The following is a 25,816-nucleotide window of genomic DNA, read 5'->3' on the forward strand; positions in this document are numbered from 1 at the left end:
CCCCGCCTGTGCCTGGACCGTGAGTCGGAGACGGATTTAGATACACTCCCTCCCATGCGCAGACTTTCCACGGCACCCGTGGTCTGGATGGGGTGGGTGCTCGCCCGTCTCCTCCTGGTGTGGATGGTGATCGGCACGACGGCCGCCGTGGGCGACGTGCACTATTACCACGCGGGCCTGTTCGGCGATGACCCCTCCGACCTGACCGAGTACCCGGACGCCGGCGTCTGGCCGCTGCGCCTGCTCGCGTTGTTCACCGGCGCGGATCTGGACCGCTTCGTCATCGGCTTCGTGGTTCTGTGCCTGCTTGTCGACGCCGTCTTCCTCGCCCTGGTGCTGCACTGGGGCGGTGGGCGCCGCTTCACCGCCGCCTGGTTCTGGGTGGCCTTCGGCACCGCCGCCGGGCCGGTGTTCGTCCTGCGCCTGGACCTCTACCCCGCCGTGCTGGTCGCCGCCTTCGCCACACTGCTCTTCCGCCACCCCCGCTGGGCCTCGGCGGCGCTCGCGCTGGCCACCACCATGAAGCTGTGGCCAGGGGTGCTCGCCGCGGGACTGGTGGGCGGCTGGCGCAGGGCCGGCACCTGGATCCGGGTCGGCTGGTTCACCGTTGCCCTGGCGCTCCTGTGCCTGGTCACGGTGCTGACCTCGGGTGCCGACCGGTTGCTCAGCCCCCTGACCTACCAGGAGGTGCGCGGCCTGCAGGTCGAGTCCCTGACGGCCACCCCCTTCATCGTGGCTGCGCACCTGAACCCGGAGGAGTGGCGGATCGCCTACTCCTCGTCCAAGAGCTTCGAGGTCAGCGGCGCCGGGACCGCCGGTGCGGTCGCGGTCACCGACTGGCTGATGATCGCGGTACTGGTCTTCGCGGTGGCCTGGGCGCTGCGCTCCCTCATCCTGCACCGGTGGCGCCCACGCACCGCGATCGCCTTCGCCCTGCTGATGGTGGCCCTGCTCATCGTGACCAACAAGGTTTTCTCCCCGCAGTACATCGTGTGGCTGGGTCCGCTGCTGGCCGTGTGCCTGTGCCTGACCGACTCCCGGCTGGTGCGCGCCATGACCTGGCTGACGGTCCTGGCCGCGGCCCTGGGCACCGTGCTCTTCCCCTTCCTCTACGACAGCCTGGTCCATGACGTGCAGGACGCGGGCGCCGCCGTCGTCGTGCTGGCCGTGCGCAACGTCCTCGTCGTGGTGATCTGCGTGCTCGCGGCTACGTGGCTGTGGCGCGAGGACCGGGCGCTCGACACGCGCCGCGACGAAGGCGCCTGCACGCGCGCCCAGGTCCGGACCGGGGCCGCTCAGGAGGCCGGCGGGTAGGAGGAGAACTCGAAGAACTCCGGCAGCGGGGCCGTGCCCCCGAGCCGCAGTAGCCGGGTGCCGGGACGCAGGCGCAGGGCACGGGTGTCGGCGACGGCGTCGTTGTAGAAGCGGTGGGCCAGCTGGACGCGGACCTCGGCGTCGACGATCTGGGCCGGACGTTTGTCCCCCAGCCCACCGATCGCGGCGGTGACGGCGCGTTCCCGGGCGGCCCGCAGATCAAAGCTGCCGTACTCGAGCGGGACCGCCTCGGCCGCCGCGGCGGTCGGCCCCGCCTCCGGGAGCAGCGCCGCGACGACCGCCGCCCGCCGGTCGAGGGAGGCCTGCAGCGCGGCCAGGGCGGCGTCGGTACGGATGTGCAGGCGGTTGAGCCGCTGCGCGGTGAAGTAGGCCCACAGGGCGATCGCGGTCACCATGATCGCCAGGACGATGTACCAGATCATCATCGGGCACTCACCATGGAACCGTCCACGACGGTCTCGTAGACGGTGAGCACGTCCCGGGCCACCGAGGTCCAGTCGTAGGTCCGCGCGCGCCGGGCGCCGGCGTCGACGAGCCGCAGGCGGGCCTCGCGGTCGTCGATCAGACAGGTGAGCTGGGCGGCGAGGTCGGCGTCGGAGCCGGTGCGGAAGAGCAGTCCGGCCGGCTCCTCGGAACCGGCGTCACAGACCGCGGCGAAGGCCTCCAGGTCGCTGGCGACCACGGCGCAGCCGGCGGCCATCGCCTCGACCAGCACGATCCCGAAGCTCTCCCCGCCGGTATTGGGGGCGACGTAGATGTCGGCGCGTCCCAGGATGGCCGCCTTGTCCTCATCGCTGACGCGGCCGACGAAGTCGACGCCCGCGATCTGCCGGGGACGGCCGCCACCCATGACGGTCACCCGCACCTCGCGGTCGATGCGGGTCAGCGCCCGCAGCAGGATGTCCAGGCCCTTGCGGGACTCGTCGAGCCGGCCGAGGAAGACGATCTCCACGGGCCCGGTCTTCTCCGCCTCGGGCACGCGGGCGGCGGCGTAGACGGAGGTGTCCACGCCGTTGGGGATGAGCACCGGATCGCCACCGAGCTGCTCAACCTGCCAGCGGCGCGCCATCTCGGACACGGCGATGCCGCCGCGGATCTTCTCCAGCATCGGGCGCAGCACCGGCCGGAAGAACCGCAGCACCAGGGAACCGGAACTGGAGGCGTGGTAGGTGGCCACGATCGGGCCGGTGGCCATCCACAGCGCCACCATGGAAAACGACGGCGAGTTCGGTTCGTGGATGTGCAGCACGTCGAATCTGCCCTCGGTCAGGAAATCCCGGACGCGGGCGTGGACGTGCGGCCCGAAGGACAGCCGCGCCACGGAGCCGTTGTAGCGGATGGGCAGGCTGCGGCCACCCCTGACCACGAAGTCGGGCAGCTCAGCGTCCTTCCCGGCGGGACCGAGGACGCGGACGTGATGCCCCGCCTCCAGGAGCACCCGGGCGAGATCAAGGATGTGGGCTTGAACTCCCCCGGGTTCGTCGAAGGAATAGGGGCAGACGATACCGATTCTCACGGCATCCCCCCGGTCCCGCGTGCCCGGCGTTCCCGGTCCCGGCGCTTCCGCCGCGCCTCGATATCGGCCGTCCACTGCGGCTGCAGCATGTGCCAGTCCTCCGGGTGGGCGGCGATATTGGCGGCGAAGAGATCCGCCACCCGCTGCACCGTGGGGCCGAGCTCGTCGACCTCGACCTCGTCGGAGACGGAAAAGCCCCACCCCTCCCCCTCGGGCCCGTCGGTGAACCAGCAGTGCACCACGTGCAGGGCGGCGCCGGTCTCCAACGCCAGGCGGGCGGGGCCGGTCGGCATGGTGGTGGCCTCGCCGAAGAACTCGACCTCCGCGCCCGACTGCTTCAGGTCACGCTCGCCGAGCAGGGCGATGACACCGCCCGAGGCCAGCACCTCCCGCAGCCGCGGGAACGGCGGCTGCCCCCCGGTCAGCGCGAGCACCTCGAAGCCGAGGGACTCGCGGTAGTCGACGAAGGCCCGGAACAGCACCTCAGGTCTGACCCGTTCGGCGACGGTGGTGAACTGCCCAAAGTGCCTGACCAGGAACATCCCGGCCATGTCCCAGTTGCCGGAGTGCGGTAGCGCGAGGATGACCCCGCGCCCCGAGTTCAGGGACGCCTCAAAGGCGTCCCGGCCGACGACCGAGTCCTCGAGGCGGGCGTCGAGAACCGGATCCTCCCGCATGGCGGGCAGACGGAAAGCCTCCCGCCAGTAGCGCGCGTAGGAGCGCACCGAGTCCCGCACCAGATCGCGGGTGACGTTCTCCGGACCGACGACGCGGGCGAGGTTGCGGCGCAGCTGGTCCATGCCGCGACCGTCGTGGCTGGCCCGGTCCGCGCCGAAGCGGAACAGCGCACGTGCGAGCGGCTCCGGCAACCGGCGGACCAGAGCCCATCCGGCGAGGTAGCCCACCGCGGCGGGGTCGATGCCGCCGAGGCCGCGCAGGCGTGCCAGGGGGTTCACAGTTCGGCCTTCCGGGTCTGCCCGGCCTCGCGGCTGCCGGCCGGCGGGGCGATGACGTCATTGGCCTGCGGGGCCCGGGCCGCGATCACCAGGCGCTGGATGACGGTGTAGACGCTGCCGAGAGCCAGCAGCCAGATCGCCACGTCGACGGCGTAGGACACGCCGAAGCCGTGCAGACCGATGCCGACCAGACCGATGATCAGCCGCTCGGGGCGTTCCACCAGGCCGCCGACCATGCGGAAGCCGCTGGCCTCGCCGCGGGCCTTGACATAGCTGATGACCTGGGAGGACACGAGCACTGTGAAGGAGGCGGCGACGAGCGCCGGGTGGGCGTCGTAGCTGTGGATCAGCCACCAGGTGATGGCGGCGAACAGCGCCCCGTCGGTGATGCGGTCGCACGTGGCGTCGAGCGTGGCGCCGAATTTCGTGCCCCCGCCGCGCAGGCGCGCCATGGTGCCGTCGACCATGTCGAAGGCGGCGAAGATACCGGAGAGCACCGCCGCCCAGACCAGGTGGCCGGTGGGGATGAGGAGCACCGCGATGCCGGTGGTCACGGCCGCGCCGAGCACGGTGACGACGTTGGGGCCCAACCCCAGCTTCAGCAGCCCGCGGGCCACCGGCTCAACGACGACGGCCACCGGTCGACGTCCGTGGACACTAAGCATCCTTCTCCCCCTGTGCCTTGCGGTCCTCGCGGCTGATGGCCTGCCAGGCGTCGGCGAGCAGGGCCCGGGTGTCGCGCAGCAGCTGCGGCAGGACCTTCGTGCCGTCGAGGATGGTCATGAAATTCGCGTCGCCGGGCCAGCGCGGCACGATGTGCATGTGCAGGTGGTCGCCGATCGAACCGCCGGAGGCCTTGCCCAGGTTGAAGCCGACGTTGACGGCGTCGGGCCGGGAGACCTTCTTCAGCGTCCGGATGGCGTGCTGGGCGAAGGCCATCATCTCGGCCGTCTCCGCGGGCGTGAGGTTCTCCAGCTCGGCGACCTTGCGGTACGGCACAACCATCAGGTGCCCCGAGTTGTAGGGGAAGAGGTTGAGGATGGCGTAGACCTCCTCCCCGCGGGCGATGATCAACGACTCCTCGTCTGAGTGCTTCGGGGCCTCCAGGAACGGGTCGGACCGACGGGTGCGCACGCCGCGCTCCCCCGCCTTGGGGCGCTCCGAGATGTAGCCCATCCGGTAGGGCGCCCACAGGCGGGTCAGGTGGTCGGGCTCCCCGACCCCGCGGTCGACGTAGACGTGGTCGGGGTCGCCGGGGGTCGGCTGGTTGGCTTCCTCAGCGTCGCGCGGCAAGGGCGTCCTCGCTCGGCTGCTCGTTGATGCGGTCGCGGATCCAGGAGTCGACCAGCTCGACGGCCTCGTCGACGGGGACACCGTTGACCTGCGAGCCGTCCAGGAAGCGGAAGCTCACGGCGCCGGCCTCGACGTCACGGGCGCCGGCCAGCAGCATGAAGGGCACCTTGCCGGTGGTGTGGTTGCGGATCTTCTTCTGCATGCGGTCGTCCGAGGTGTCCACCGTCGCCCGGATCCCGCGGGCACGCAGCCGCGCGGTGATCTCCTCCAGGTGCGGGATGAAGTCGTCGGCAACCGGGATCCCCATGACCTGCTGCGGGGCCAGCCAGGCCGGGAAGGCGCCGGCGTAGTGCTCGAGCAGGACACCGAAGAAGCGCTCGATGGAACCGAAGAGCGCGCGGTGGATCATGATCGGCTGCTGCTTGGAGCCGTCGGAGGCGGTGTACTCCAGTTTGAAGCGCTCGGGCATGTTGAAGTCCAGCTGGACGGTGGACATCTGCCAGGTGCGGCCGATGGCGTCCTTGGCCTGCACCGAGATCTTCGGGCCGTAGAAGGCCGCGCCCTCCGGATCCGGCACCAGCTCCAGGCCGGAGTTGGTGGCCACGCGCTGCAGGATCTCCGTGGAGCGCTCCCAGATCGCGTCGTCGCCGACGTACTTCTTCGGGTCCTTGGTGGACAGCTCCAGGTAGAAGTCGTCCAGGCCGTAGTCCCGCAGCAGGGAGATGATGAACTCCAGCACGGTGGTCAGCTCATCCTCGAGCTGGTCCTCGGTGCAGTAGATGTGGGCGTCGTCCTGGGTGAAGCCGCGGGCACGGGTCAGCCCGTGCACCACGCCGGACTTCTCGTAGCGGTAGACAGTGCCGAACTCGAACAGGCGCAGCGGCAGCTCCCGGTAGGAGCGGCCACGCGAGTCGAAGACCAGGTTGTGCATCGGGCAGTTCATCGGCTTGAGGTAGTAGTCCTGCCCCGGCCTGGTCTCGTTGCCCTCCTCGTCGTACTCGGCGTCGAGCTGCAGCGGCGGGAACATCCCGTCCTTGTAGAACCCGAGGTGGCCGGACTTCTCGAAGAGGTCGCCCTTGGTCACGTGCGGGGTGGAGACGAAGGAGTAGCCGGCCTCGATGTGGCGGCGGCGGGAGTGCTCCTCCATCTCCAGACGGACGATGGCGCCGTTCGGGTGGAAGACGGGCAGGCCCGAGCCGATCTCATCGGGGAAGGAGAACAGGTCCAGCTCGTTGCCCAGGCGGCGGTGGTCGCGCTTCTCCGCCTCGGCCATCATGTGCTGGTAGGCCTCGAGGGACTCCTTGTCCTCCCAGGCGGTGCCGTAGATGCGCTGCAGGCCGGCGTTGTCCTGGTCACCGCGCCAGTAGGCGGCCGACGAACGCGTCAGGGCGAACGCCGGGATGTAGCGGGTGGTCGGGATGTGCGGACCACGGCACAGGTCCGACCACTCGATCTCACTGGTGCGCGGGTTGAGGTTGTCGTAGGCGGTCAGGTCACCGGCGCCGACCTCGGTGGCCTCGTCGGAGTTGGGGTCGACGTTGCCCTTGTCCTGGATGAGCTCCAGTTTGAACGGCTCGTCGGCGAGCTCCTCGGCGGCGGCCTCGGGCGAGGCGTAGACGCGGCGCTCGAAGCGCTGACCGGACTTGATGATCTTCTTCATGCGCTTTTCCAGCGTCCTGAGGTCCTCCGGGGTGAAGGGCTCGGCGACCTGGAAGTCGTAGTAGAAGCCGTTCTCGATGGCCGGGCCGATGCCCAGCTTGGTGCCCGGGAACTCGGCCTGCACGGCCTGGGCGAGGACGTGGGCGCAGGAGTGGCGGATCACGGAGCGGCCGTCCTCGGTGTTCGCCGGGACGGGGGTGAACTCGGCGTCGGTCTCCGGCACGTGCGAGAGGTCCTTCAGGGTCCCCTCGGAGTCCTTGACGCAGACGATGGCGTCGGGGCCCTTGTTCGGCAGATCCAGCTCCCGCATCGCGGCGCCCACGGCAGTGCCCGCGGGAACCTGGAACGAGGGGAAGACGGCCGGGGAATGGTCGGTGGCGTTCACCATGAGTGTGCTGCGCTCCTTCTTGCGCTCACGCGGGGTGCGGCATACCTGGCCGCGCCCCACTTGTATCCGGGCACGCCCCCAGGCCCGGTCCCCCTTGACCGGGCGACGGTGGCCTGCGTGACGTTCCCGTTCATGTTACCCCGCAAGGTGACGCCCCCGCGCAGTCGGGGAGGTCGGGCGTGGGCGTCAGAGGGACTCCAGCAGCCCGGCTCCCCACCAGGCGTCGCGCCCGCGGCCGTCGGCACTGGTTCCGGGAGGGATCCAGTAGACCGCCGAGCCGATGTGGGTGATCCACTCGTTGAGCCGGTCGGCCTCGTCCAGTCGGGCCTGGATCGGGGTGAACTGCTTGTCCGGATCCTGCTGGAAGCAGATGAACACCAGGCCCGAGTTCGACAGCTGGCCGCTGCCCGGGACCGGCGGCAGGTCGTAGTTGTAGGAGCGCCGCGCCAGCCTCTGCTCCGGGTGATCCGCCGCTGGCCGGGCCCGGGCCATGTGGCTGTCCGGATCGATGACCGGCAGCCCGAACCCGTCACGCGCCTCATAGTCCGCCTCGGTGAACTCCCCGCCGCCCGTCAGCGGGGCGCCGGTGTCCAGCGTGCGGCCCGTGGACTCCTCGCGGGAGGTCCGGTCCAGCATCTCCCAGGAGTCCAGGTTCATGCTGATGCGGCGGACGACCATCGCGGTGCCGTCGACGAGCCAGTCCGGCCCCTCGCCGATCCACGCCTGCTCGTCCCACTCCCGGTCGGAGCGGGCGGTGACGGTGCCGTCGAGCTGGCCGAACAGGTTGCGCGGGGTGGAGCCCGTGGGTGCCCCGCCGTCGGCACGCAGGAAACCCTGCTGCATCCACTGGACCCCGGCGTAGTCGGTGCCGGAGCGGACCATGTGACGCACCGCGTGGGAGAGCATGGTGGGATCGTCGCAGCAGAACTGGAGCACCAGGTCCGACTGCCCCCACGCCGGATCCAGCTGATCGCGACTGAACTCCGGGAGCGGTGCCAGCCAGTCCGGGCGCCGGTCCCGCGCCCCCGCCACCTCGAAGACGCGCGGGCCGAAACCGCAGGTGACCGTCAGGTTCGCCGGCACGGTGGTCATCTCCGGTTCCAGGCTGCCCAACGGGGCCTCCCCCGTGCACAGCCGGCGCGCGTCCTCGGTCCACAGCCGCAACAGGCGGGCGAGACCCGCGCGGTCCACCTCCTCCCCGAGGCGGAACGCCACCAGGTTGAGGTGGGCCTGCGCGGGGGTGGCGATGCCTGCCTGGTGGACGCCGTCGAAGGGGACGATGGCCCCCTCCAGACGCGTCTCGACGGCCGCGGGATCGATGTCGGCGGTGGTGTCTGCAGTGCGCGTCGACGAGCGGACGTCGGTCGAGCAGGCGGCCAGCGCCGCACCACCGGCGGTGACGGACAGTCCGGTGAGAAAACCCCTACGGGAGAGCGGGCGCAATGGAAGCTTCCTCCCCTACCCCTGGTGTCCACCGTGACCCGCGGCGTCCGGCGTGGTGCCGCTCTGCAGCCCGCCGTCCTCGCCGTAGTTCTCCTCGCCGGCGCCGATGGTGCGCACCGGCACCGGGTCGAGCTCGACCTCGGAGCCGTCACCCAGCAGGAGGGTCATGGTGATGGCGTCCCCGGCCGGGATCTCCCCGGGGTGGCCCATGATCATCAGGTGGTCGCCACCGGCGGCGAGCTCGTGGCTGCCTCCGGCGTCGATGGTGAAGCCGCCCGGCTTCTCCTGCATGACGCCGTTGACGACCTCGTGGATTTCGAAGGACTCGGCGTCGAGATCCGTGGTGAAGCCGGTGACCTGGACCTCCTCGTCAGTGTTGTTGACCAGGGTTCCGAAGACAGAGGTCATGTCGTTGTCGGTGCCCTTGGCGCGGACGACGCCGTCCTCGAGGGAGACCGGGGTGTCGGCCACGGCATCGGCCGTGTTCCCTGTGGTTGCCGTTGTGGCCGTGGTGGCGGTGGTGTCCCCGGTGCTCTCGGGCGAGGGATTCTCGTTGGGCGGGGTGCAGGCGGCCAACGCCAGCGCGGCGGCGGTCAGGGCGGTGAGTCCGAGGGGGGTTCGCATGTTCATGAGGCTTCTACTCCTGTGGCGTGTTACGACCCTTGGCGATCATCATGATGATGACGCCGAGGATGGCGAGGATGCCCACTGCCCCGACGACCCAGGCCAGCGGTCCACTGAGGAGGCCCCCGTCGGTGTCTTCCGCCGTCTCCGCGGTATCCGCCGTCTCCGTGGTGTCCGTGGTGTCCGGGGTGTCCACGTTCTCGGCGGTTGCGGCGGTGTCCGTGTTGTCTGTGTTGTCCGGGTTGTTCGTGGGCTCCGCACCGGCCTCCGGGGACTGCTCATCGCCGGCGACGGTGAAGGTGGTCATCCCGCGGGTGGCGTGGCCGTCGGAGGAGGTGATCTGGAATCCGACGGTGTACTCGCCGGGGCCGCCGGTGACGTCCTCCGGCAGCTCCAGGGTCACCATCTGGCCGTCGATCGTCGGTTCGCCGGAGTACAGCAGTTCACCGGAGTCCTGTTCCGTGACGGCCACGGTGCTAAAACCCTCCCGGGGAATCCCCGAGAACTCCAGCTCGATGCTGCGCGGGAACTCCTCGACCACCGCCCCGTCGGCGGGATCGCCGCTGACGACGACGTCATGGGCCAGGGCGGCCGGGGCGGCCGCGATGGTGACGGCGCCGGCCGCCGCGAGTGCGGCCAGGGCGGGTCGCTGGAGCGTGCGCGGGATGATCACGAAAGGTCCTCCTGGACTGGTCAGATCGTGTTGAAGGGGTGCTGGGCACACGGTACCTCCCGGCGGGAGCTACCAGAAGACTGGTCGGAGCCCGGACCGGGAAAGTTCCCGGGCAGCTCCGACCGGCAACGTGTTTCCATGCACATTCGGCCGCCCGCAACGGCGATGCCCGTTCCGCACCGGGTACGGGATCGCTCCCCTGCCCAGCTTTCCGGATAACGAAAAAATCCCGGTACCACTGGGGTACCGGGACTGTCTGTGGTGGTCCCAGCTGGGTTCGAACCAGCGACCTTTCCGGTGTGAACGGAACGCTCTTCCACTGAGCCATGGGACCGTAGTGCTGCAGATGACCACGGGCGTCCGTGGCTGCGCTAGAAAACCTAGCACGACCATCGATGGGGTTCCTAATCCGCAGGTGGAACCCCCGCTCGTCCACCGCTGAAATGACGGCGAGCTGCCGACGGCCCCGCAGCGACGCCCACGACATCAACGACACAGTGACGGTTCTACCGGTGGCCGCATCCCGGATATGGGGCAACACGGAACGGAAGGCGCACAAACTTCCACACCCCCTCCAGGCTCCCCACGGCCGGTACCGATTCAGCCAAGAAGTAACGGCCCCAGTAGGGCGGGTCCCCGGGCACCCAGGGGCGTCGCTAATTTCACCCTGCCCCCCACCCCGCAGTCGCCCCCTCCACTCCATGCCACCCCCGGAACCTTCCGGGATCCCGGCGGGCGGGTGGAATGACACCGGTGTAATTCAACCCCGGGTTCGACCCTCGGCGACTATTCGGCAAATAAGCGCCGTAACCTCGGGATTTGTAAAGTGAGCGGCGTTCAGGATAAAGTTTTGTCTCGCACCAAGCCACCGAGAACAACGGCGGACAGTGCAATGCGGATGTAGCGCAGCTGGTAGCGCATCACCTTGCCAAGGTGAGGGTCGCGAGTTCGAGTCTCGTCATCCGCTCTCATTTCACCGGGCCAATTCGATGAAATGAATCCGCGCGATTAGCTCAGCGGGAGAGCGCTTCCCTGACACGGAAGAGGTCACTGGTTCAATCCCAGTATCGCGCACTGAGGAGCAATCCTCGATGCGGATGTAGCGCAGTTGGTAGCGCATCACCTTGCCAAGGTGAGGGTCGCGAGTTCGAGTCTCGTCATCCGCTCTGGTACTTTGTGCCTGAGGCGGTAGCGCCACGGTGGAATGGCCGAGTGGTGAGGCAACGGTCTGCAAAACCGTGCACACGGGTTCGATTCCCGTTTCCACCTCGTAGTTCAAGCGCGTTTAGCTCAGCGGGAGAGCGCTTCCCTGACACGGAAGAGGTCACTGGTTCAATCCCAGTATCGCGCACTGAGGAGTAATCCTCGATGCGGATGTAGCGCAGTTGGTAGCGCATCACCTTGCCAAGGTGAGGGTCGCGAGTTCGAGTCTCGTCATCCGCTCCACCACCCCGGATCCTGATTCAGGCTCCGGGGTTTCGTTTTTGGGTAGCATGCTGCCCATGCGCCCCTACCCCGTCGAGATCCCCGTCCAGACCCTCATCGGCCCGACGCAGCCCGTCGGCACTCCCGAGACCCGCGCGGTCATGATCTCGACCGCCACGGGGTCCGCGTCCTGGGGCGGCAACACCCAGAAGCTGGGCAACGCCACGGACACCGCTCTCTTCCTGGGTGTGCGCCAGTGGTCCGACGCCGTCCTCGTCGGGGCGGAGACCGTGCGGACCGAGGACTACGGACCGGCGACCGGCACCTCCGGGGAGCAGGCCGAGCGCGTCGCCCGGGGCCAGGCGCCCACCCCGGTCATGGCGGTCCTCTCCCTCACCCTCGACTTCAACCCGTCCGCCCGGATATTCACGGATCCGGAGCACTCCCCGCTCATCCTGGTGCCCGAGCGGGTGCTCACCGACGCCGTGCAGGCCAGACGGCGGGAGCAGCTCGAGGCGGCCGGCGCGGAGCTCATCTCCACCGGCTCCGGCTCCCCGGCCGAGGTCATCGCCGCCCTCCACGACCGTGGCCTGGTGCGACTGAGCTGCGAGGGCGGCCCCGGGGTCCTCGGGTTGTTCTTCAGCGCCGACCTGATCGACGTGCTGCACCTGACGCTCGATCCGCTTGCCACCGCCCCCGTCGAGCAGCCGCTGGTCCGCATGCTGCGGGGCACCGAACCCTTCGCCCACCGCCTGGAGCTCGAGGACTTCCGGGCCACCGCGGACAGCTCCCTGTTCCTGCGGTACCGCCGCCGACGCTGAGTGTTGGTCTCGGTCGCCCGGCGACTCCTCGGATAATGTGGGCCCGTGACTTCGCCAGCAGCCGACCGACTCAAACAGCTCTGGGTGGCCGAGACGCCGCTGACAGACCCGGAGCCCGCCCAACCGCGGCGCACCCCCTGGGATCGGGTGGGCAATGCGGTGGCCTGGCCCCTGGCCGTGATCCTCGTGATCCACCGGATCGCGGTTCTGGCGGTCAACGGCTCGGTCACCGACGACTTCACCACCGTCTACTCGGCGGTCCGCCGCTTCCTCGACGGCGTGCCGGTCTACAACGAGGTCTACCACTACGTCGACCCGCACTACCTCTACAACCCGGGCGCAACGCTGCTGCTCTCCCCGCTGGGGATGGTCGGCAACTTCGAGCTGGCGCGCCTGGCGTTCATCGTGGTCAACGCGGCGGCCATCGTGGCCGCCCTGGCGTTGTTGACGCGCCTGTTCGACTTCAGTCTGCGTTCACTGGTCTGGCCGGCGTCGATCACTGCGGCCTTCCTCACCGAGTCCGTGCGCAACACGTTGATCTTCTCCAACATCAACGGCCTCCTGCTGCTCGGTCTGGCGGTGTTCCTCTGGCTGCTGCTCAGCGGGCGCGGCTGGTGGGCCGGGCTGGTCATCGGGGTGATGATCCTGATCAAGCCGATGTTCGCCCCGCTGCTGTTCCTCCCGCTGGTCAAGCTGGACTGGCGCACGCTGGTCGGCGGCCTCGCAGTGCCGGTGGCCGCCAACGTGGTGGCCTGGCCGCTGGTGCCCGGTGCCGGGGACTACCTCACCCGGCTGGTGCCCTACCTCGGCGAGGTGCGTGACTACGCCAACTCCTCCCTGACCGGCATGGCCGTCTACTTCGGCATGCCCGCCGCCCTGGAGACCCTGGTGTGGCTGCTGTTCGCCGCGGTCGTCGGCGTCGGCGTGATCGTGCTGCTGCGCTGGCGCTACTCCGACCCGCTGCTGTGGGCCACGACAACCACCGGGCTACTGCTGACCGGGGTGTTCTTCCTGTCGTCGCTGGGGCAGATGTACTACTCGATGATGATCTTCCCCATGTTCTTCACCCTCCTGCTGCGCCGCAGCGTGTTCCACACGTGGCCGGCCTGGGTGGGCGCCTACCTGTTCCTCTCCCCCGACTCCTGGCACTCCAACCGGTGGGTCGACTGGGGGCGCTGGGCCGATTTCTTCCAGGCGACGATCGGCTGGGGGATTCTGCTGATCGCCGTCACCACCTGCGCGGTGGTGTGGTGGCGCGGCGAACGCCCGTTCGCGTCCGAGGCGGGCACCGTGCCCGGCACGGGCACGCTCGCCGACGACCGCGTCTCCCGCCCCTCGGACTGAGCGTCCGACCGGCCCTTTCCGGCCCACCCGCGAGGCGTTAGACTAGAGGGCTACGACCATACCGCCACATCGGGGAGGATCACCATGACCGATTTCAAGCTCATCAGCGACGACCAGTGGCGCGAGCGCCTCTCGCCCGAGGAGTTCTACGTCCTGCGCCAGGCGGGCACCGAGCCGCCGCACGTCGGCGAGTACACCGAGACCACCACCGAGGGCGTCTACTCCTGCCGCGCATGCGGTGCCGAGCTGTTCCGCTCCACGGAGAAGTTCGCCTCCCACTGCGGGTGGCCGTCCTTCTTCTCGCCGCTGGCCGGCGACCGCATCATCGAGCGCGTGGACCGCTCGCACGGCATGGTCCGCACCGAGATTCTCTGCGCCAACTGTGAGTCGCACATGGGCCACGTCTTCGAGGGTGAGGGCTACGACACCCCGACCGACCTGCGCTACTGCATCAACTCCCTGAGCATCCGGCTCGAGGAGAAGCCCGTCGAGGACACCGCGGCCCAGGACTAGGGACCGCGCGCCGCACGAGGCGCCGCGACAGAGGAACCCCAAAGCCCCGGACCAACCAAGGTCCGGGGCTTTGATTCCTGCCACGCGAGGGGAAAACTCAGGGAAGAACCTCGATGAGCTCGGAGACGTCGGCCACGCGGCGGCCGGTGAAGAACGGGGTCTCCTCACGCACGTGCAGGCGGGCCTCGGTGTAGCGCATCTTGTACATCAGGTCCACGATGCGCTCGAGCTCCGGCCCCTCGAAGGCCAGCAGCCACTCGTAGTCACCCAACGCGAAGGCCGGGACCGTGTTGGCGCGCACCTCCGGGTAGTCGCGGGCGGCCTGGCCGTGCTCGGCGAGGATGCGGCGGCGATCGGCCGGCTCCATCAGGTACCACTCGTAGGAGCGGACGAACGGGTAGACCGTGATCCACTCCTGCGGCTCCTCGCCCATGATGAACGACGGCAGGTGGGACTTGTTGAACTCGGCGGGACGGTGCAGGGCATTGCCGATCCAGAAGACCTCGCTGGACTGGCCGAGCACCGTGGTGCGGCGGAAGGCGTTGTAGGCGGCCTGGATGTCGGAGAACTTCTCCGCGTGCCACCAGATCATGAAATCGGCCTCCGCACGGGTGCCGGAGATGTCGTAGATGCCGCGGACGGTGACGGTCCCCTCCTCCGCCAGACGGGAGAAGAACTCCCGCGCCTCGGTGATGATCTCGGAGCGATCGTTTCCGAGGGCACCCGGGATCACCCGGAAAGTGGCCCACTGGGTGTAGCGCTGAATGCTGTTGAGCTCTTCGAAGTTGAGCTTGCTCACGTCGTCTCGTGTCCTTTCTTGGGGGTCGGCTGCCGCACCTGACGGCCCCTGGCGGCCGGTGGAACGCGGCGTTGACCCCCATCATAAGTTGGATGCCCCCACCCGGGACGGACCGCCCCACCCGACCCGCACCTGCGGCTCCACGGCGCGCCTCCCGCGCGTACGGCACTGCCGTCGATAGTTTTGGGGCGTGATGAACTCCGATGCCTCCTCGACGCCGACCTCGGCACTGTCGTCCCGCACCGCCGACGACTCCGCAGACACGGGCAGGAACGCCACCCCGCAGGCGTTCACCGACGCCGTGGAGTCCATGCACGCCGCCCGCCTCCGCCCCGAGATCGCCCTCGGCACCATCCGGCCACCCCAGCGGCTGGCTCCATTCAGTCACGCCGTCGGCTTCGAGGTGGTCCACGAGAACACCGGGGAGATCGCCACCGACACCGAGGGCGACGCCTTCGGCCGGCTCATCCTGCTGCACGACCCGCAAGCCGAGGAGGCCTGGGAGGGTTCGATGCGGCTGGTCGCCTACATCCAGGCGGACATGGATCACGAGGTCGCCTCCGATCCCCTGCTGCCCGATGTCGCGTGGCAGTGGCTGACTGAGGGACTGTCCGGCGCGCGGGCGGAGTACACCAACCTGGGCGGCACAGTCACCTCCACGACCTCGGTGCGCTTCGGTGAGATCGGTGGCCCACCGCGCGCCCACCAGCTGGAGATGCGCGCCTCCTGGACCGCCTCCGGCACCGACCTGACCACCCACGTCACCGCCTTCTCCCGGGTTCTGGCGCACGTCGCCGGCCTCCCCCCGGAGGGCGTGACCGAGCTGGGTCGCTGACGCGCGCCGCACGGCGGGGTCTAGGCTCAATATTCATGGCGACCCTCCTGTCGACCCCGCGTGACGGGGTTCCTCCGCTCCTGCACATCCCGGAACAGTTCCGTGAGGCCGCCGCCGCGCTCGCCTCCGGGCAGGGCCCCGTCGCCGTCGACACCGAGCGTGCCTCCGGTTTCCGTTACGACGACCGTGCCTTCCTCGTCCAGCTGCGCCGCCGCGGCGTCGGCACGCTCCTGATCGACCCGGAGGGCTACCGCGAGGAGTTCACCGCGGCCTTCGCACCGGTGCTGGGCGGCCACGACTGGGTCATCCACGCCGCGGCCTCCGATCTACCGAGCCTGGCGTGGCTGGGGCTGCACCCGGGCCGCATCTTCGACACCGAGCTCGCGGGGCGGCTGGCCGGGTTCGACCATGTCAACCTCGCCGCGATGATCGGGACGGTCTTCGATCTCCGCCTGGAGAAGGGGCACGGGGCCGAGGACTGGTCGAAGCGTCCGCTGCCGGCCGACTGGCTGATCTACGCCGCCCTCGACGTGGAACTGCTGCTGGAGCTGGCGGAGGCCATGGCCGAACTGCTCGACGCCCAGGGCAAGCTCGAGTGGGCCGAGGAGGAGTTCGAGTACATCCGGGCCATTCACGCGGACATCACCGGCCCACCGGAGCCCTCCTGGCGGTCCACCAAGGGAGTGGCCACCCTCCACCGTCCCGAGCAGCTGGTGGTGGCCCGTGAGCTGTGGATGATCCGCGAGGCCATCGCCGTGGACGAGGACCGGGCCGTCAGCCGGATCCTGCCGAACAAGGTGCTCGTGGAGATCGCCCGCCGCCCACCGGGCAGCGCGCGGGAACTCGGACGGGTGCGGGGCTTTCCCGCCCGCCGGAAGTCGGCGGCCACCTTCTGGTACGAGGCCGTCGAGCGCGCCCTGGAATCAGACCCGGCGACCTGGCCCACCCGCCCGCGCATGGAGCGTGTACTGCCGAGCAGGCAGACCTGGGCGAACTCCTACCCCGCCTCCTACGATCTGCTGCAGCGCGTGCGGGAGTCGATCGAGGAACTGGCCGCGGAGATCGAGGTCCCGACGGAGAACATCCTGCGCCCGGCGACCCTGCGGACGGCCGTGTGGGCCGCGACGGACGGCGGGCAGATCCGCACCAGCGACGAGCTGACCGACCTGCTGCGTGACCACGGGGCCCGGGACTGGCAGATCGAGCTGACCTACCCGCTGTTCACCGACGTCCTGTTCCGCTAGGACGCGGGCTCCGGACCCGCGCCACCCCGGGACGGGCGTCACCGCTCCCGGGTGAGCGAACGCAGACGGAGAGGCGCCGCTGAGCGGACAGCCGAGGAAAGCACCCACCGAGGTCCACCGGTACCGCCGGGGGTTGTCCAGCCGGGATTCGGCTATCGATGACAACGGTTCGGGCTCCGGGCCGAGCATCATCTGCGCGGTGTGGATGCCCTTGCCCGTGCCGCCCGGGCGTGCCTGCCCTACTCGGTCGGTGCCGCTGCGGCGGCGTCGCCGAAGAGGTTCTCCAGCCAGTCGGTGATCGAGGCGGTGACGCCGTCGGCGTCGAGACCAACGTCGGCGAGCAGCTCGTTGCGGGAGGCGTGCTCGGGGAATACATCGGGGAAGGCCAGCTGGCGCAGCGGGGTGTCCACCTCGGCGGCGGACAGCACCTCGCCGATCAGGGAGCCGACGCCGCCGCGCACGACGCCGTCCTCGACCGTGACCACGAGGTCATGGTCGTCGGCCAGGGCGACCAGGGACTGGGCGACCGGCACCACCCAGCGCGGGTCGACGACCGTGACGTTGACGCCGAGTTCGCCGAGCCGGTCGGCCACCTGGACGGCGACCTCGGCGAAGCTGCCGACGGAGACCAGCAGAACGTCCACGCTGTCGCCGTCGCCCTCGGCGCCGGTGCTGTCCGTGTACCGCAGGACGTCGACGCCGTCGTCAAAACGGGTCAGCGCCTCCTGCTCGGCCGGCAGCGACCCCTTCGGGTAACGCACCACGGTGGGACCGTCGGTGATCTCGACGGCCTCGTTGAACAGCTCCCGCAGCTGTGCGCCGTCACGAGGGGCGGCCACCCGGATGCCCGGGACGATCGAGGTGATCGACATGTCCCACACCCCGTTGTGGCTCGCTCCGTCGGAGCCTGTGACACCCGACCGGTCGAGCACCAGGGTGACCGGCTGGTCGAGCAGCGCGACGTCCATGAGCAGCTGGTCGAAGGCGCGGTTGAGGAAGGTCGAGTAGACCGCCACCACCGGGTGCAGGCCACCGAGCGCCAGCCCCGCGGCGGAGGTCAGCGCGTGTTGCTCGGCGATGCCGACGTCGAAGAAACGGGCCGGGAAGCGGTCGGCGAAGCCCGTCAGTCCGGTCGGCCCGGCCATCGCGGCGGTGATCGCCACGATGTCGTCGCGGCGTTCCGCCGCCGCCACGAGCTCTTCGGAGAAGATGCTGGTCCACCCCGGGGCGGACTTCGACTTCGGCACCCCCGTGACAGGGTCGATGATGCCGGTGGCGTGCATCTGGTCCTTGATGTCGTTGACGGCCGGGGCGAACCCGTGGCCCTTCTCCGTGACCACGTGTACGATGATCGGGCCCTCGTAGGTCCTGGCGTAACGGAAGGCGTTGTCGAGGGAGTCCAGGTCGTGGCCGTTGACCGGGCCGATGTACTTCATGCCCAGCTCGGGGAACATCTCCGTGGGCAACACCGTGGATTTCACGCCCTCCTTGAAGGCGTGGAGTGCTTCGAAGGTGCGCTCCCCGACCCACCCCATGGACTTCAGCGTCTTCTTGCCCTGCTCCATGATCTCGTCGTAGCCGCGCTGCATGCGCAGCTGCGCGAGGTTCTCCGCGAAGCCGCCGATCGTCGGCGAGTAGCTGCGACCGTTGTCGTTGACCACGATGACCACATTGCGGTCACGCCCGGTGGCGATGTTGTTGAGCGCCTCCCAGCACATGCCGCCGGTCAGGGCGCCGTCACCGACGACCGCGACGACGTTGCGCTCGCCGCGCCCCGTCAGCGCGAAGGCCTTGGACAGGCCGTCGGCGTACGACAGCGACGCCGAGGCGTGCGAGGACTCCGTCCAGTCGTGCTCCGACTCGGCGCGCGAGGTGTAGCCGGACAGCCCGCCCTTCTGGCGCAGGGTGTCGAACTGGTGGACCCGCCCGGTGAGCATCTTGTGCACGTAGGACTGGTGGGAGGTGTCGAAGATCAGCGGCTCCTCCGGCGAGTCGAACACCCGGTGCAGCGCGATGGTCAGTTCCACCACGCCCAGGTTGGGACCGAGATGCCCGCCGGTGGCGGAGACCTTCTCGATCAGCATCTCCCGGATCTCGGCGGCGAGGTCGTCAAGCTGCTCAGGTGCCAGGGCCTTGAGGTCCTTCGGCGAGGACAGTCCGCTGAGGATTCCCATGGAGACGCTCTCCAACTCCTATTCGTGCTCGGCTACCGGAGACTGGTCCGGACTTCGGGCCGCCATCGTCGACCCACGGGCCGGAACGCGGTCCGCGGTTCGGACAGCCGTATCCGGTCATCATACCTGCCCGCAACCGTACCCCGCGCCACCGCTGCGGCGTTAAACCGGCGCCCGGGCCGGTGGGGTGCACGGACCTGCGGACTCACCGCTCCAGCTGCGCGATGACCTCGAAGTGGTGGGTGCCCGGGAAGGCGTTGATCAGGGCCATGCGCGTGGGCCGGTACCCGGACTCCCGCCAGGAGGCGATGTCGCGGGAGAAGGTGGCCGGATCACACCCGATGTGGATGATGCGCTCTGGACCGGCCTTCGCCACCGTGGCGACGACCTCGCGGCCGGCGCCGGTGCGCGGCGGATCCAGGACGACGACGCGCGGGGCGGGCAGCGTGTCCACGGCCTTCTCGACGCGCGCGTTGCGCAACTGGACGTCGTAGTCCGCCAGCGAGCCCTGCGGCCGGCCGGCGGCCGCCGGGGAGTAGTCGACGGTGATGATCCGCGCACCCGCGCCCAGGCTGTCGCCCAGGGCGGGGACGAACAGGCCGACGCCGCCGTAGAGGTCCCAGCCGGTGTTCGCGGTGTTCCCGGTATCCTCGGCGGCCGGCAGATCCTCAAGCCAGCGGCGGATGAGGCCGGTGTAGGCGTCGGGGGCCTGGACGTGGCCCTGCCAGAAGGCGGTGGCCGGGAAGGTGAAGGTGTGCCCGTCGGCGGTCTCGGTGACGGTGCCGGAACCTTCGAGCACATCGGTGATCTTCTCCACCCGGCGCCCACGCGGGGCGCGGCGGGTCTCGACGATGTGGCGCTGGCCCTCACCGTCGAGGACGACGATGATCTCCGCACCCGGGGTGAAGGTGCGCGCCCCCTCCCCGACCAGGCCGTCGAGCAGCCCGGGGACAACCTGGGTGCACGCCACGGAGGTGACCAACTCGCGGGAACCGCGGGCCCGGACACCGGCGCGCCCCTGCTCGTCGACGCCGAGACGCACACGGGTGCGCCAGCCGCGGGCGGGGACCAGGTCGAGGTGTTCGGTGGGTGGGAGCTCGTCCACGCCTCCGAGACGGGTGAGCTGATCGGTCAGGACCCGGGCCTTGAGTTGTGCCTCGCCCGCCGGATCCACGTCGCCGTAGTCACAGCAGCCGGCTCCGGCGGCCGCGGCCGGGCAGGCCTGCGGGGCGCGGAACTCGCCCGCCTCGACCACGGTGTCCACGCCCGCACGGGCGAAGCGCTTCTTGACCTCGCTGACCGTCACGGTGACGGTGTCGCCCGGATAGGCGCCGCGCACGAAGATGACGCGCCCCTCATGGGTGGCGATACCCTCCCCGCCGTGGGCCATTCTCTCCACCGTCAGCGTGAGGGTGGTTCCTTGTGCAATCTCGGTCATGGTCGGTTCTCCTGTCCGGAAACGGATCCGGTGCCGGGCTCCGCCTGCGCTCCCCCGACCTCCCCCGCATCGTCGGTGTCTTCGGTGTCGTCGGTGTCGTCGTTATCGGTGTGGTCGGTGGTGTCCCCAGGCCTGTCGGCGCGCATCGCCCGGTTGGCGCGGCGGACCATGAAGAAGGTGAACAGGGTGACCAGGCCGGTCAGCGGCCACCCCATGAGAATGCGGGCGATCGCGAGCGCATTGGTGTCGTCGGCGTTGTAGAAGCCGTTCTGGATGATGAAGCGGGCGAGGAACACCACGGCCCAGCCGAGGGTGGCCCAGGCGTAGGCGCGGCGGGCGGTGGCGTTGGAACGCCACGTCATGCCGTCGCCGTTGATGCCCTTCCAGACCACGCCGACCAGCGGCCAGCGCAGCAGCACCGAACCGACGGCGAGGATGCACAACAGCAGCGACATCCAGATGCCGTAGAGGAAGTACCCCTTCGCGTCGCCGGTCCACCAGGCGATGGCGGCGCCGATGCCCACCCCCATCAGGCCGGAGAACGCCGGCTGGAGATTCTCCTTGCGCACCAGCCGCCACAGGAAGATCAGCAGGGCGACGCCGAGCGCGGCGAACAACGCGGGCATGAGCCCGTAGGAGTTGTTGACGGGGACGAGCACGAGAATCGGCAGCGTCGAGGACACCAGTCCCGAGATGCCGCCCATCTGCTCCAACAGGGTGGGCTGCGGGGTCTCCGGCAGATCCGTTGCTCCGTCGGATTGCCCCGGAGCGACGTGGGCCGCCGAGTCGGTGGCTCGGTTGGGTTCGGTCACTGTCACTTCTCCGTGGGCTTGTCCGGCGGAGTGGCCCCACCGAGATCACGCAGCGCCTGCGAGGCCTCGTCGACGGCCTGCTGGTCCTGCCGGTTCTGCTGTGCGGCGCCCGGCTGGGGCTGGTTGCCCTGCCCCTGCTGCCGGGCGCGCTGCTGCATCGCCTGCTGCACCTGGTCGACGAGCTGCTGCGGCAGCGCCACCGGGAGGGAGTTACCGGCGAGCACCGGGTTGTCGCCGCGGTAGACGAAGGTGCGGGCGGTGACCTCGCGGCCCAGGGCCGCCAGCTCCTCGGCGCGGTCGGCCGGGGCGGCCAGGGTCATGCGCAGCATCCAACGCGGCCCCTCGGCACCGATGATCCGGATGATGCCGGCCGGCCCCTCGCCGACGACCTCCCGGCCCCAGGGACCGCGGTCGATGCGGACGGTCATACCGTCCCGGCTCATGCCCTCCGCGATCTCCTGCGAGGCCTCCCGCCACTGGCCGGCCGAGGTGGGGGCGGCGAAGGCGACCGGGGTGATCCGGCCGTGGCGGGTGACGATGTGGAGCATCTTCGGCCCCTGCTCACCCATCTCCACCTGGACCTGGGACTCCTTCGGCAGCGGGATCTGCATCGAACCCAGGTTCAGCACCCCGCTGGCGAAGTCGGAGAAGTCGAAGTCGGCGATGTCGACGGAATCACCGTCGAACGGCCCCGTGGAGCCGTTGACCGCGTCGTGGACCGGGTCCGGCTCGTCGTCGGGCCCGGTTCCCGGGGCCGGGGCGGCGGTGCTGGCCGCGGCCGCGTCCGCCGGGGAGTCTGCCGGAGCGGCTCCCGGGGCGGGTGCGGGGACGTCCCGGCCCGCCGCGTCGGCGGTCTCCGCGGCCTCCGCGGCCTCGTCGTCCTTCTTCTTGCCGAATGGCCACAGTGCCATGGTCCGCTCACATCCTTTCTCTCGTGGTCCGGGCCGCCCCTGTGCAGCACGAAGGGACCCGGAGTACCGGCCCCACTCTACCGGGGGCGATAACTCGTGTCCGCCTAGTTGACGCCGGTAGAGCCGTGGCCGCCGGCCCCGCGCTCGGTGTCGTCGAGTTCATTGACCTCCAGGAAGTCCACCAGCTCCACGCGCTGGACCACCAGCTGAGCGATCCGCATGCCGCGGGTTATCCGGACGGTCTCGCGGGGATCGAGGTTGATCAGGCAGACCTTGATCTCCCCGCGGTAGCCGGCGTCGACGGTGCCGGGGGCGTTGACGATGCTCAGCCCCTCCCGCGCCGCCAACCCGGATCGCGGGTGGACGAGACCGACGGTGCCCAGGGGCAGGGCGACGGCCACGCCGGTGCCCACCAGGGTCCGTTCGCCCGGGGCCAGCTCGACGTCGTGGGTGGAGTACAGGTCCGCTCCGGCGTCCCCCGGGTGGGCGCGCTTCGGGAGGGGAAGTTCCGGATCGAGGCGGTGGACCCGAACCGGCCCGAGGGGGTCGGAGGAGGCCGGGGCCGGGGGTTCATCGTGGAAGTCAGTCACGGTGCTCAGGGTACGCAGGGGTGCCCGACCGGCGCGGCTGGGCCCCCACGAGGGTGCAGTAGAGTGGTTAACCGTGACTGACACCGGTTCCCCTGACACGCAGATCCTGTACCGCGAGCGGCAATGGGTGCCCGTTTACTGGTGGGTACTGGCCGCTTTCCTCGTCGCCCTGACCACCGCGCAGGTTGCCCTCAACCGCAACATCTGGTGGCTGATCGTGCCCGCGGTCGTGCTCTCACTCGTGGCGATCTGGGTGCTGCTGTCCCTGTCCTCCACCGTCGTCCAGGTGGAGAAGGACGCGGAGGGCACCCGTTGGCTCCTGGTCAAGTCGGCGGCACTGCCGTCCGATGTGGTCTCCCGCTCCCTGGCGGTGCCGGCGACGGCGAAGCGAAACGCCATGGGGCGTCAACTGGATCCGGCGGCCTTCGTGGTCTCCCACGGCTGGATCCACGAGATGGTGATGCTGGTGCTCGATGATCCGGAGGACCCCACCCCCTACTGGCTCATCGCGACGAAGAACCCCGAAAAACTGCTGGCGGCATTCCTGCCGGAGCAGACGGACACGTCGCTGTCCCACTACCCCTCAAAGTGACAGAGTGACGGCCGCCGGGCCAGCAGATCCCGGCGGCGGAGTGCGTCAGGCGCAGTCGAGGCAGATGACGGAGCCGTCGTCCTCGGTGTGCGACTTGCGGTTCATCTTCTGGACCAGGAAGCAGCTGGAGCAGGTGAACTCGTCGGCCTGGCGCGGCACGACGGTGACGTTGAGCTCCTCACCCGTCAGGTCCACGGTCGGCGGCTCGAAGGGCTCGACGATCTCGCCGTCCTCGTCCATTCCGTTGTTGTCGGTCTCCGCGGCCTTCAGGCCCTCGAGGGAGTCGGCGTCCAGTTCGTCCTCCGCCCGGCGGCGGGGGGCGTCGTAATCAGTGGCCATGCGCAAAATCCTCTGCTCGCTCAATTTGTTCCACCGGGGGTCTGGAAAATGCCCGGTAATTCGGTATGTCGAGGCGCATACTAAACGACAATCCGCCCCCTGTCATATGCCCAGCTCAGACGGCTCTTACGGGGATTGGACCGAGGGGGTGTCAGCGAGGTAGCGCGGCGAAGGCGCCCGCCTCGCGCAGCAGGGCCGACAACGCGGGCTCCAATGCCCCGGCGGCCGCGTACGTCAGCTCGCCGGAGACCCCAGGCGTCGAGAGGCCGGGTGCGTGGACGATTACCCCGGCCTCACGCGCGATGATCATGCCTGCCGCGTAGTCCCAGCAGTGGATGCCGTGCTCGTAGTAGGCGTCGACGGTGCCCTCGGCGACCTGGCACAGATCCAGGGCCGCGGCACCCATGCGACGGATGTCACGCACCTGCGGCAGCACGCGGCCCAGCAGGTCGGCCTGCGCCTGCCGACGAGTGGAGGTGTAGGCGAAGCCGGTGGCCACCAACGCCAGAGCGGGATCGGCGACGGGGTTGCACCGCAGATCGCGGCGCACTCCCCCGCGTTCGACGGTCGCCCCGTGGCCCGCCGCGGCCGAGTACACCGCCCCGGTGGCGGCATTCACGACGGCCCCGGCGACGACCTCGCCGTCGACGGCGGCGGCGATGGACACGGCGTACTGCGGTACCCCGTAGAGGAAGTTCACGGTCCCGTCGATGGGGTCGACGACCCACGCCACACCGCTGAGCGACGCCCGCTCGGCCCCCTCCTCGCCGATGAGCCCGTCGTCGGGGCGCAGGACCTCGAGACGGTCAGCGATGAAGTCCTCCGCCATGGTGTCGACGACCGTCACCGGATCGACCGCCGAGGACTTCGTCGTGGCGAACTGCCGGACGTCCCCGAGCTCACTGCGCTTGGCGCTCACCCGCCCAGCGGCGCGGAGGGCGACGTCGACGGCGATGTCGCGCAGAACGGCGGAATCGGGCACGCCGGTGGAGGGCTGCTCGGTGTAGTCCATACCATCCATTGTGCCCGTGCCATTCGTCACGCGCGCGTGTGTGTTCCTTTGTACACTGACCGCCATGACCAATATCGGCTTCGGCATCGACATCGGCGGCTCCGGCATCAAGGGGGCGCGCGTGAACCTCGACGACGGGGAGTTCATCGGCGAGCGCGCCAAGATCGCGACGCCGAAGCCGGCGACCCCTGACGCGGTCGCGGAGGTCGTCGCGGAGATCCTCCGGCAGGAGGAGTGGGACGGCCCGGTCGGCATCGCACTGCCGTCGGTCATCAGGGAGCAGGTGGCGCTGTCCGCGGCGAATATCGACCCCTCCTGGATCGGCACCAATGTCCACGAGCTGTTCCACCGGCACCTGGGCGAGGACCGGGAGATCAGTGTCCTCAACGACGCGGACGCGGCCGGCCTGGCCGAGGTCTCCTTCGGCGAGCCCGCCGCCGCCCAGGGTGCGGTCATCTTCCTCACCTTCGGCACCGGCATCGGCTCCGCCTTCCTCACCGAGGGCCGGTTGTTCCCGAACTCCGAGCTCGGACACCTCATTGTCGACGGCGAGGAGGCGGAGTGGCTGGCCTCGTCGGCCGCGAAGGACCGCGAGGAGCTCAGCTTCAAGAAGTGGGCCAAGCGGGTTTCGAAGGTGCTCGCCGAGTACGAGCGACTCTTCTCCCCCACCGCCTTCGTCGTGGGCGGCGGCATCTCCCGTGACCACGAGCGCTGGGTCCCGCACCTGACCATCGACACCCCGGTCATCCCGGCCGAGCTGCGCAACCGCGCCGGCATCGTGGGGGCCGCGATGGCCGTCTCCACGCATCTGGCACCCTAGCCCCGACAGCGGGAATCCACCGGTCCCGGAACTGCCCCGGGATACGGGGTTACCGGGCCTGTTGCGGCGTTGCCGCAGGGGATCCTCTATACTGGGCGGTCGATCGTGTTGAAAGTGGGACGTCGTCGTCGCCACCCCACCGTCCCGGAGGGAACGGAGCGGGGCAAGTCGACGGGCAGGCGGCCCTATTTTTTCACTAGTGTGGCCTAGACATAACGTGGTGCGGCACCGCAGGGGCGTCGACACCTGACCACACGGAC

General features: G+C 69.6%; 25 protein-coding genes and 7 tRNA genes. 14 read left to right on the top strand and 18 right to left on the bottom strand.

What is annotated here, in order from left to right; genetic code table 11:
• Positions 1-54: 54 nt before the first annotated feature.
• Positions 55-1,314: a hypothetical protein gene (locus A605_RS08220; RefSeq protein ID WP_015401045.1), complete on the top strand. Its 1,260-nt coding sequence runs from the start codon at positions 55-57 to the stop codon at positions 1,312-1,314.
• Here the strand turns inward: A605_RS08220 and A605_RS08225 are convergent.
• From A605_RS08225 to A605_RS08270, 10 genes are all read right to left on the bottom strand, one after another.
• Positions 1,296-1,760 (bottom strand): hypothetical protein, encoded by a 465-nt coding sequence (locus A605_RS08225; protein WP_015401046.1) that lies wholly within the window; start codon positions 1,758-1,760, stop codon positions 1,296-1,298. The two genes, A605_RS08220 and A605_RS08225, sit on opposite strands and share 19 nt — an antisense overlap.
• Complete coding sequence (locus tag A605_RS08230) at positions 1,757-2,851, bottom strand: glycosyltransferase family 4 protein (protein ID WP_015401047.1); 1,095 nt, start codon at positions 2,849-2,851, stop codon at positions 1,757-1,759. The genes A605_RS08225 and A605_RS08230 overlap by 4 nt, the downstream gene beginning before the upstream one ends.
• Positions 2,848-3,807 (bottom strand): phosphatidylinositol mannoside acyltransferase, encoded by a 960-nt coding sequence (locus tag A605_RS08235; protein WP_015401048.1) that lies wholly within the window; start codon positions 3,805-3,807, stop codon positions 2,848-2,850. Before A605_RS08235 ends, A605_RS08230 begins: the two co-directional genes overlap by 4 nt.
• On the bottom strand, positions 3,804-4,472 hold the full coding sequence (pgsA, locus tag A605_RS08240; RefSeq protein ID WP_027004129.1) for a phosphatidylinositol phosphate synthase: 669 nt from the start codon (positions 4,470-4,472) through the stop codon (positions 3,804-3,806). The genes A605_RS08235 and pgsA overlap by 4 nt, the downstream gene beginning before the upstream one ends.
• Positions 4,465-5,100 (bottom strand): ATP adenylyltransferase, encoded by a 636-nt coding sequence (locus tag A605_RS08245; protein ID WP_015401050.1) that lies wholly within the window; start codon positions 5,098-5,100, stop codon positions 4,465-4,467. The genes pgsA and A605_RS08245 overlap by 8 nt, the downstream gene beginning before the upstream one ends.
• Entirely contained in the window at positions 5,084-7,144 is a 2,061-nt protein-coding gene (gene thrS, locus A605_RS08250) for a threonine--tRNA ligase (protein ID WP_027004128.1), read from the bottom strand. Before thrS ends, A605_RS08245 begins: the two co-directional genes overlap by 17 nt.
• A gap of 189 nt (positions 7,145-7,333) precedes the next feature.
• Positions 7,334-8,590 (bottom strand): Dyp-type peroxidase, encoded by a 1,257-nt coding sequence (locus A605_RS08255; protein WP_015401052.1) that lies wholly within the window; start codon positions 8,588-8,590, stop codon positions 7,334-7,336.
• A gap of 15 nt (positions 8,591-8,605) precedes the next feature.
• The gene (locus A605_RS08260; RefSeq protein WP_015401053.1) at positions 8,606-9,220 is read right to left on the bottom strand and encodes a copper chaperone PCu(A)C; all 615 of its coding nucleotides are present in this window, start codon (positions 9,218-9,220) and stop codon (positions 8,606-8,608) included.
• A 7-nt stretch (positions 9,221-9,227) separates the two neighbouring features.
• Positions 9,228-9,887: a copper resistance CopC family protein gene (locus tag A605_RS08265; RefSeq protein WP_015401054.1), complete on the bottom strand. Its 660-nt coding sequence runs from the start codon at positions 9,885-9,887 to the stop codon at positions 9,228-9,230.
• A 259-nt stretch (positions 9,888-10,146) separates the two neighbouring features.
• Positions 10,147-10,221, bottom strand: a tRNA-Val gene (locus A605_RS08270).
• A gap of 560 nt (positions 10,222-10,781) precedes the next feature.
• Between A605_RS08270 and A605_RS08275 the strand changes: the two genes are divergently transcribed.
• The 9 genes from A605_RS08275 (at position 10,782) to msrB (ending at position 13,990) form a co-directional block, all read left to right on the top strand.
• Positions 10,782-10,854 (top strand) — tRNA-Gly (locus tag A605_RS08275).
• 35 nt (positions 10,855-10,889) lie between these two features.
• Positions 10,890-10,961, top strand: a tRNA-Val gene (locus A605_RS08280).
• 19 nt (positions 10,962-10,980) lie between these two features.
• Positions 10,981-11,053 (top strand) — tRNA-Gly (locus A605_RS08285).
• 32 nt (positions 11,054-11,085) lie between these two features.
• Positions 11,086-11,156: transfer RNA gene (locus A605_RS08290), tRNA-Cys, on the top strand.
• A 10-nt stretch (positions 11,157-11,166) separates the two neighbouring features.
• Positions 11,167-11,238, top strand: a tRNA-Val gene (locus A605_RS08295).
• Between the two features lie 19 nt (positions 11,239-11,257).
• Positions 11,258-11,333 (top strand) — tRNA-Gly (locus tag A605_RS08300).
• 56 nt (positions 11,334-11,389) lie between these two features.
• Positions 11,390-12,133 (top strand): pyrimidine reductase family protein, encoded by a 744-nt coding sequence (locus tag A605_RS08305; RefSeq protein WP_015401055.1) that lies wholly within the window; start codon positions 11,390-11,392, stop codon positions 12,131-12,133.
• An 84-nt stretch (positions 12,134-12,217) separates the two neighbouring features.
• The gene (locus A605_RS08310) at positions 12,218-13,477 is read left to right on the top strand and encodes a glycosyltransferase family 87 protein (RefSeq protein WP_244429036.1); all 1,260 of its coding nucleotides are present in this window, start codon (positions 12,218-12,220) and stop codon (positions 13,475-13,477) included.
• 84 nt (positions 13,478-13,561) lie between these two features.
• The gene (gene msrB / locus A605_RS08315) at positions 13,562-13,990 is read left to right on the top strand and encodes a peptide-methionine (R)-S-oxide reductase MsrB (protein WP_015401057.1); all 429 of its coding nucleotides are present in this window, start codon (positions 13,562-13,564) and stop codon (positions 13,988-13,990) included.
• A 97-nt stretch (positions 13,991-14,087) separates the two neighbouring features.
• On the opposite strand, the gene hemQ is transcribed toward msrB, so the two are convergent.
• Positions 14,088-14,789 (bottom strand): hydrogen peroxide-dependent heme synthase, encoded by a 702-nt coding sequence (gene hemQ / locus A605_RS08320; RefSeq protein ID WP_015401058.1) that lies wholly within the window; start codon positions 14,787-14,789, stop codon positions 14,088-14,090.
• A 193-nt stretch (positions 14,790-14,982) separates the two neighbouring features.
• Between hemQ and A605_RS08325 the strand changes: the two genes are divergently transcribed.
• Together A605_RS08325 and A605_RS08330 are read left to right on the top strand one after the other, a co-directional pair.
• A complete protein-coding gene (locus A605_RS08325) occupies positions 14,983-15,624 on the top strand; it encodes a DUF3000 domain-containing protein (RefSeq protein WP_015401059.1) in 642 nt (213 codons plus the stop codon).
• 35 nt (positions 15,625-15,659) lie between these two features.
• Positions 15,660-16,868 carry an HRDC domain-containing protein gene (locus tag A605_RS08330; protein ID WP_015401060.1) on the top strand — a complete coding sequence of 403 codons (1,209 nt, stop codon included), beginning with the start codon at positions 15,660-15,662 and terminating at the stop codon, positions 16,866-16,868.
• 239 nt (positions 16,869-17,107) lie between these two features.
• Here the strand turns inward: A605_RS08330 and dxs are convergent, their stop codons facing one another.
• The 5 genes from dxs to dut all read right to left on the bottom strand — a co-directional run bounded on the left by dxs (position 17,108) and on the right by dut (position 22,793).
• Entirely contained in the window at positions 17,108-19,042 is a 1,935-nt protein-coding gene (dxs, locus tag A605_RS08335; protein WP_015401061.1) for a 1-deoxy-D-xylulose-5-phosphate synthase, read from the bottom strand.
• Positions 19,043-19,247: 205 nt separating this feature from the next.
• Positions 19,248-20,480 carry a class I SAM-dependent RNA methyltransferase gene (locus A605_RS08340; RefSeq protein ID WP_015401062.1) on the bottom strand — a complete coding sequence of 411 codons (1,233 nt, stop codon included), beginning with the start codon at positions 20,478-20,480 and terminating at the stop codon, positions 19,248-19,250.
• Positions 20,477-21,184 (bottom strand): DUF3159 domain-containing protein, encoded by a 708-nt coding sequence (locus tag A605_RS08345; protein ID WP_081602176.1) that lies wholly within the window; start codon positions 21,182-21,184, stop codon positions 20,477-20,479. The genes A605_RS08340 and A605_RS08345 overlap by 4 nt, the downstream gene beginning before the upstream one ends.
• 110 nt (positions 21,185-21,294) lie before the next feature.
• Entirely contained in the window at positions 21,295-22,203 is a 909-nt protein-coding gene (locus A605_RS08350) for a DUF3710 domain-containing protein (protein ID WP_015401064.1), read from the bottom strand.
• A gap of 104 nt (positions 22,204-22,307) precedes the next feature.
• Positions 22,308-22,793: a dUTP diphosphatase gene (gene dut, locus A605_RS08355; protein WP_015401065.1), complete on the bottom strand. Its 486-nt coding sequence runs from the start codon at positions 22,791-22,793 to the stop codon at positions 22,308-22,310.
• Positions 22,794-22,866: 73 nt separating this feature from the next.
• Between dut and A605_RS08360 the strand changes: the two genes are divergently transcribed.
• Entirely contained in the window at positions 22,867-23,385 is a 519-nt protein-coding gene (locus A605_RS08360) for a DUF3093 domain-containing protein (protein ID WP_015401066.1), read from the top strand.
• 45 nt (positions 23,386-23,430) lie between these two features.
• Here A605_RS08360 and A605_RS08365 read toward each other — a convergent pair whose 3' ends face one another.
• Together A605_RS08365 and A605_RS08370 are read right to left on the bottom strand one after the other, a co-directional pair.
• The gene (locus tag A605_RS08365) at positions 23,431-23,724 is read right to left on the bottom strand and encodes a DUF4193 domain-containing protein (protein ID WP_015401067.1); all 294 of its coding nucleotides are present in this window, start codon (positions 23,722-23,724) and stop codon (positions 23,431-23,433) included.
• A gap of 151 nt (positions 23,725-23,875) precedes the next feature.
• Positions 23,876-24,736 (bottom strand): inositol monophosphatase family protein, encoded by an 861-nt coding sequence (locus tag A605_RS08370; RefSeq protein WP_015401068.1) that lies wholly within the window; start codon positions 24,734-24,736, stop codon positions 23,876-23,878.
• A gap of 64 nt (positions 24,737-24,800) precedes the next feature.
• On the opposite strand from A605_RS08370, the gene ppgK reads away from it, so the two are divergent.
• Positions 24,801-25,556, top strand: a complete 756-nt coding sequence (ppgK, locus tag A605_RS08375; protein WP_015401070.1) for a polyphosphate--glucose phosphotransferase — start codon at positions 24,801-24,803, stop codon at positions 25,554-25,556.
• Positions 25,557-25,816 lie beyond the last annotated feature (260 nt).

This window comes from Corynebacterium halotolerans YIM 70093 = DSM 44683, from assembly GCF_000341345.1.
GTDB classification, from domain to species: domain Bacteria; phylum Actinomycetota; class Actinomycetes; order Mycobacteriales; family Mycobacteriaceae; genus Corynebacterium; species Corynebacterium halotolerans.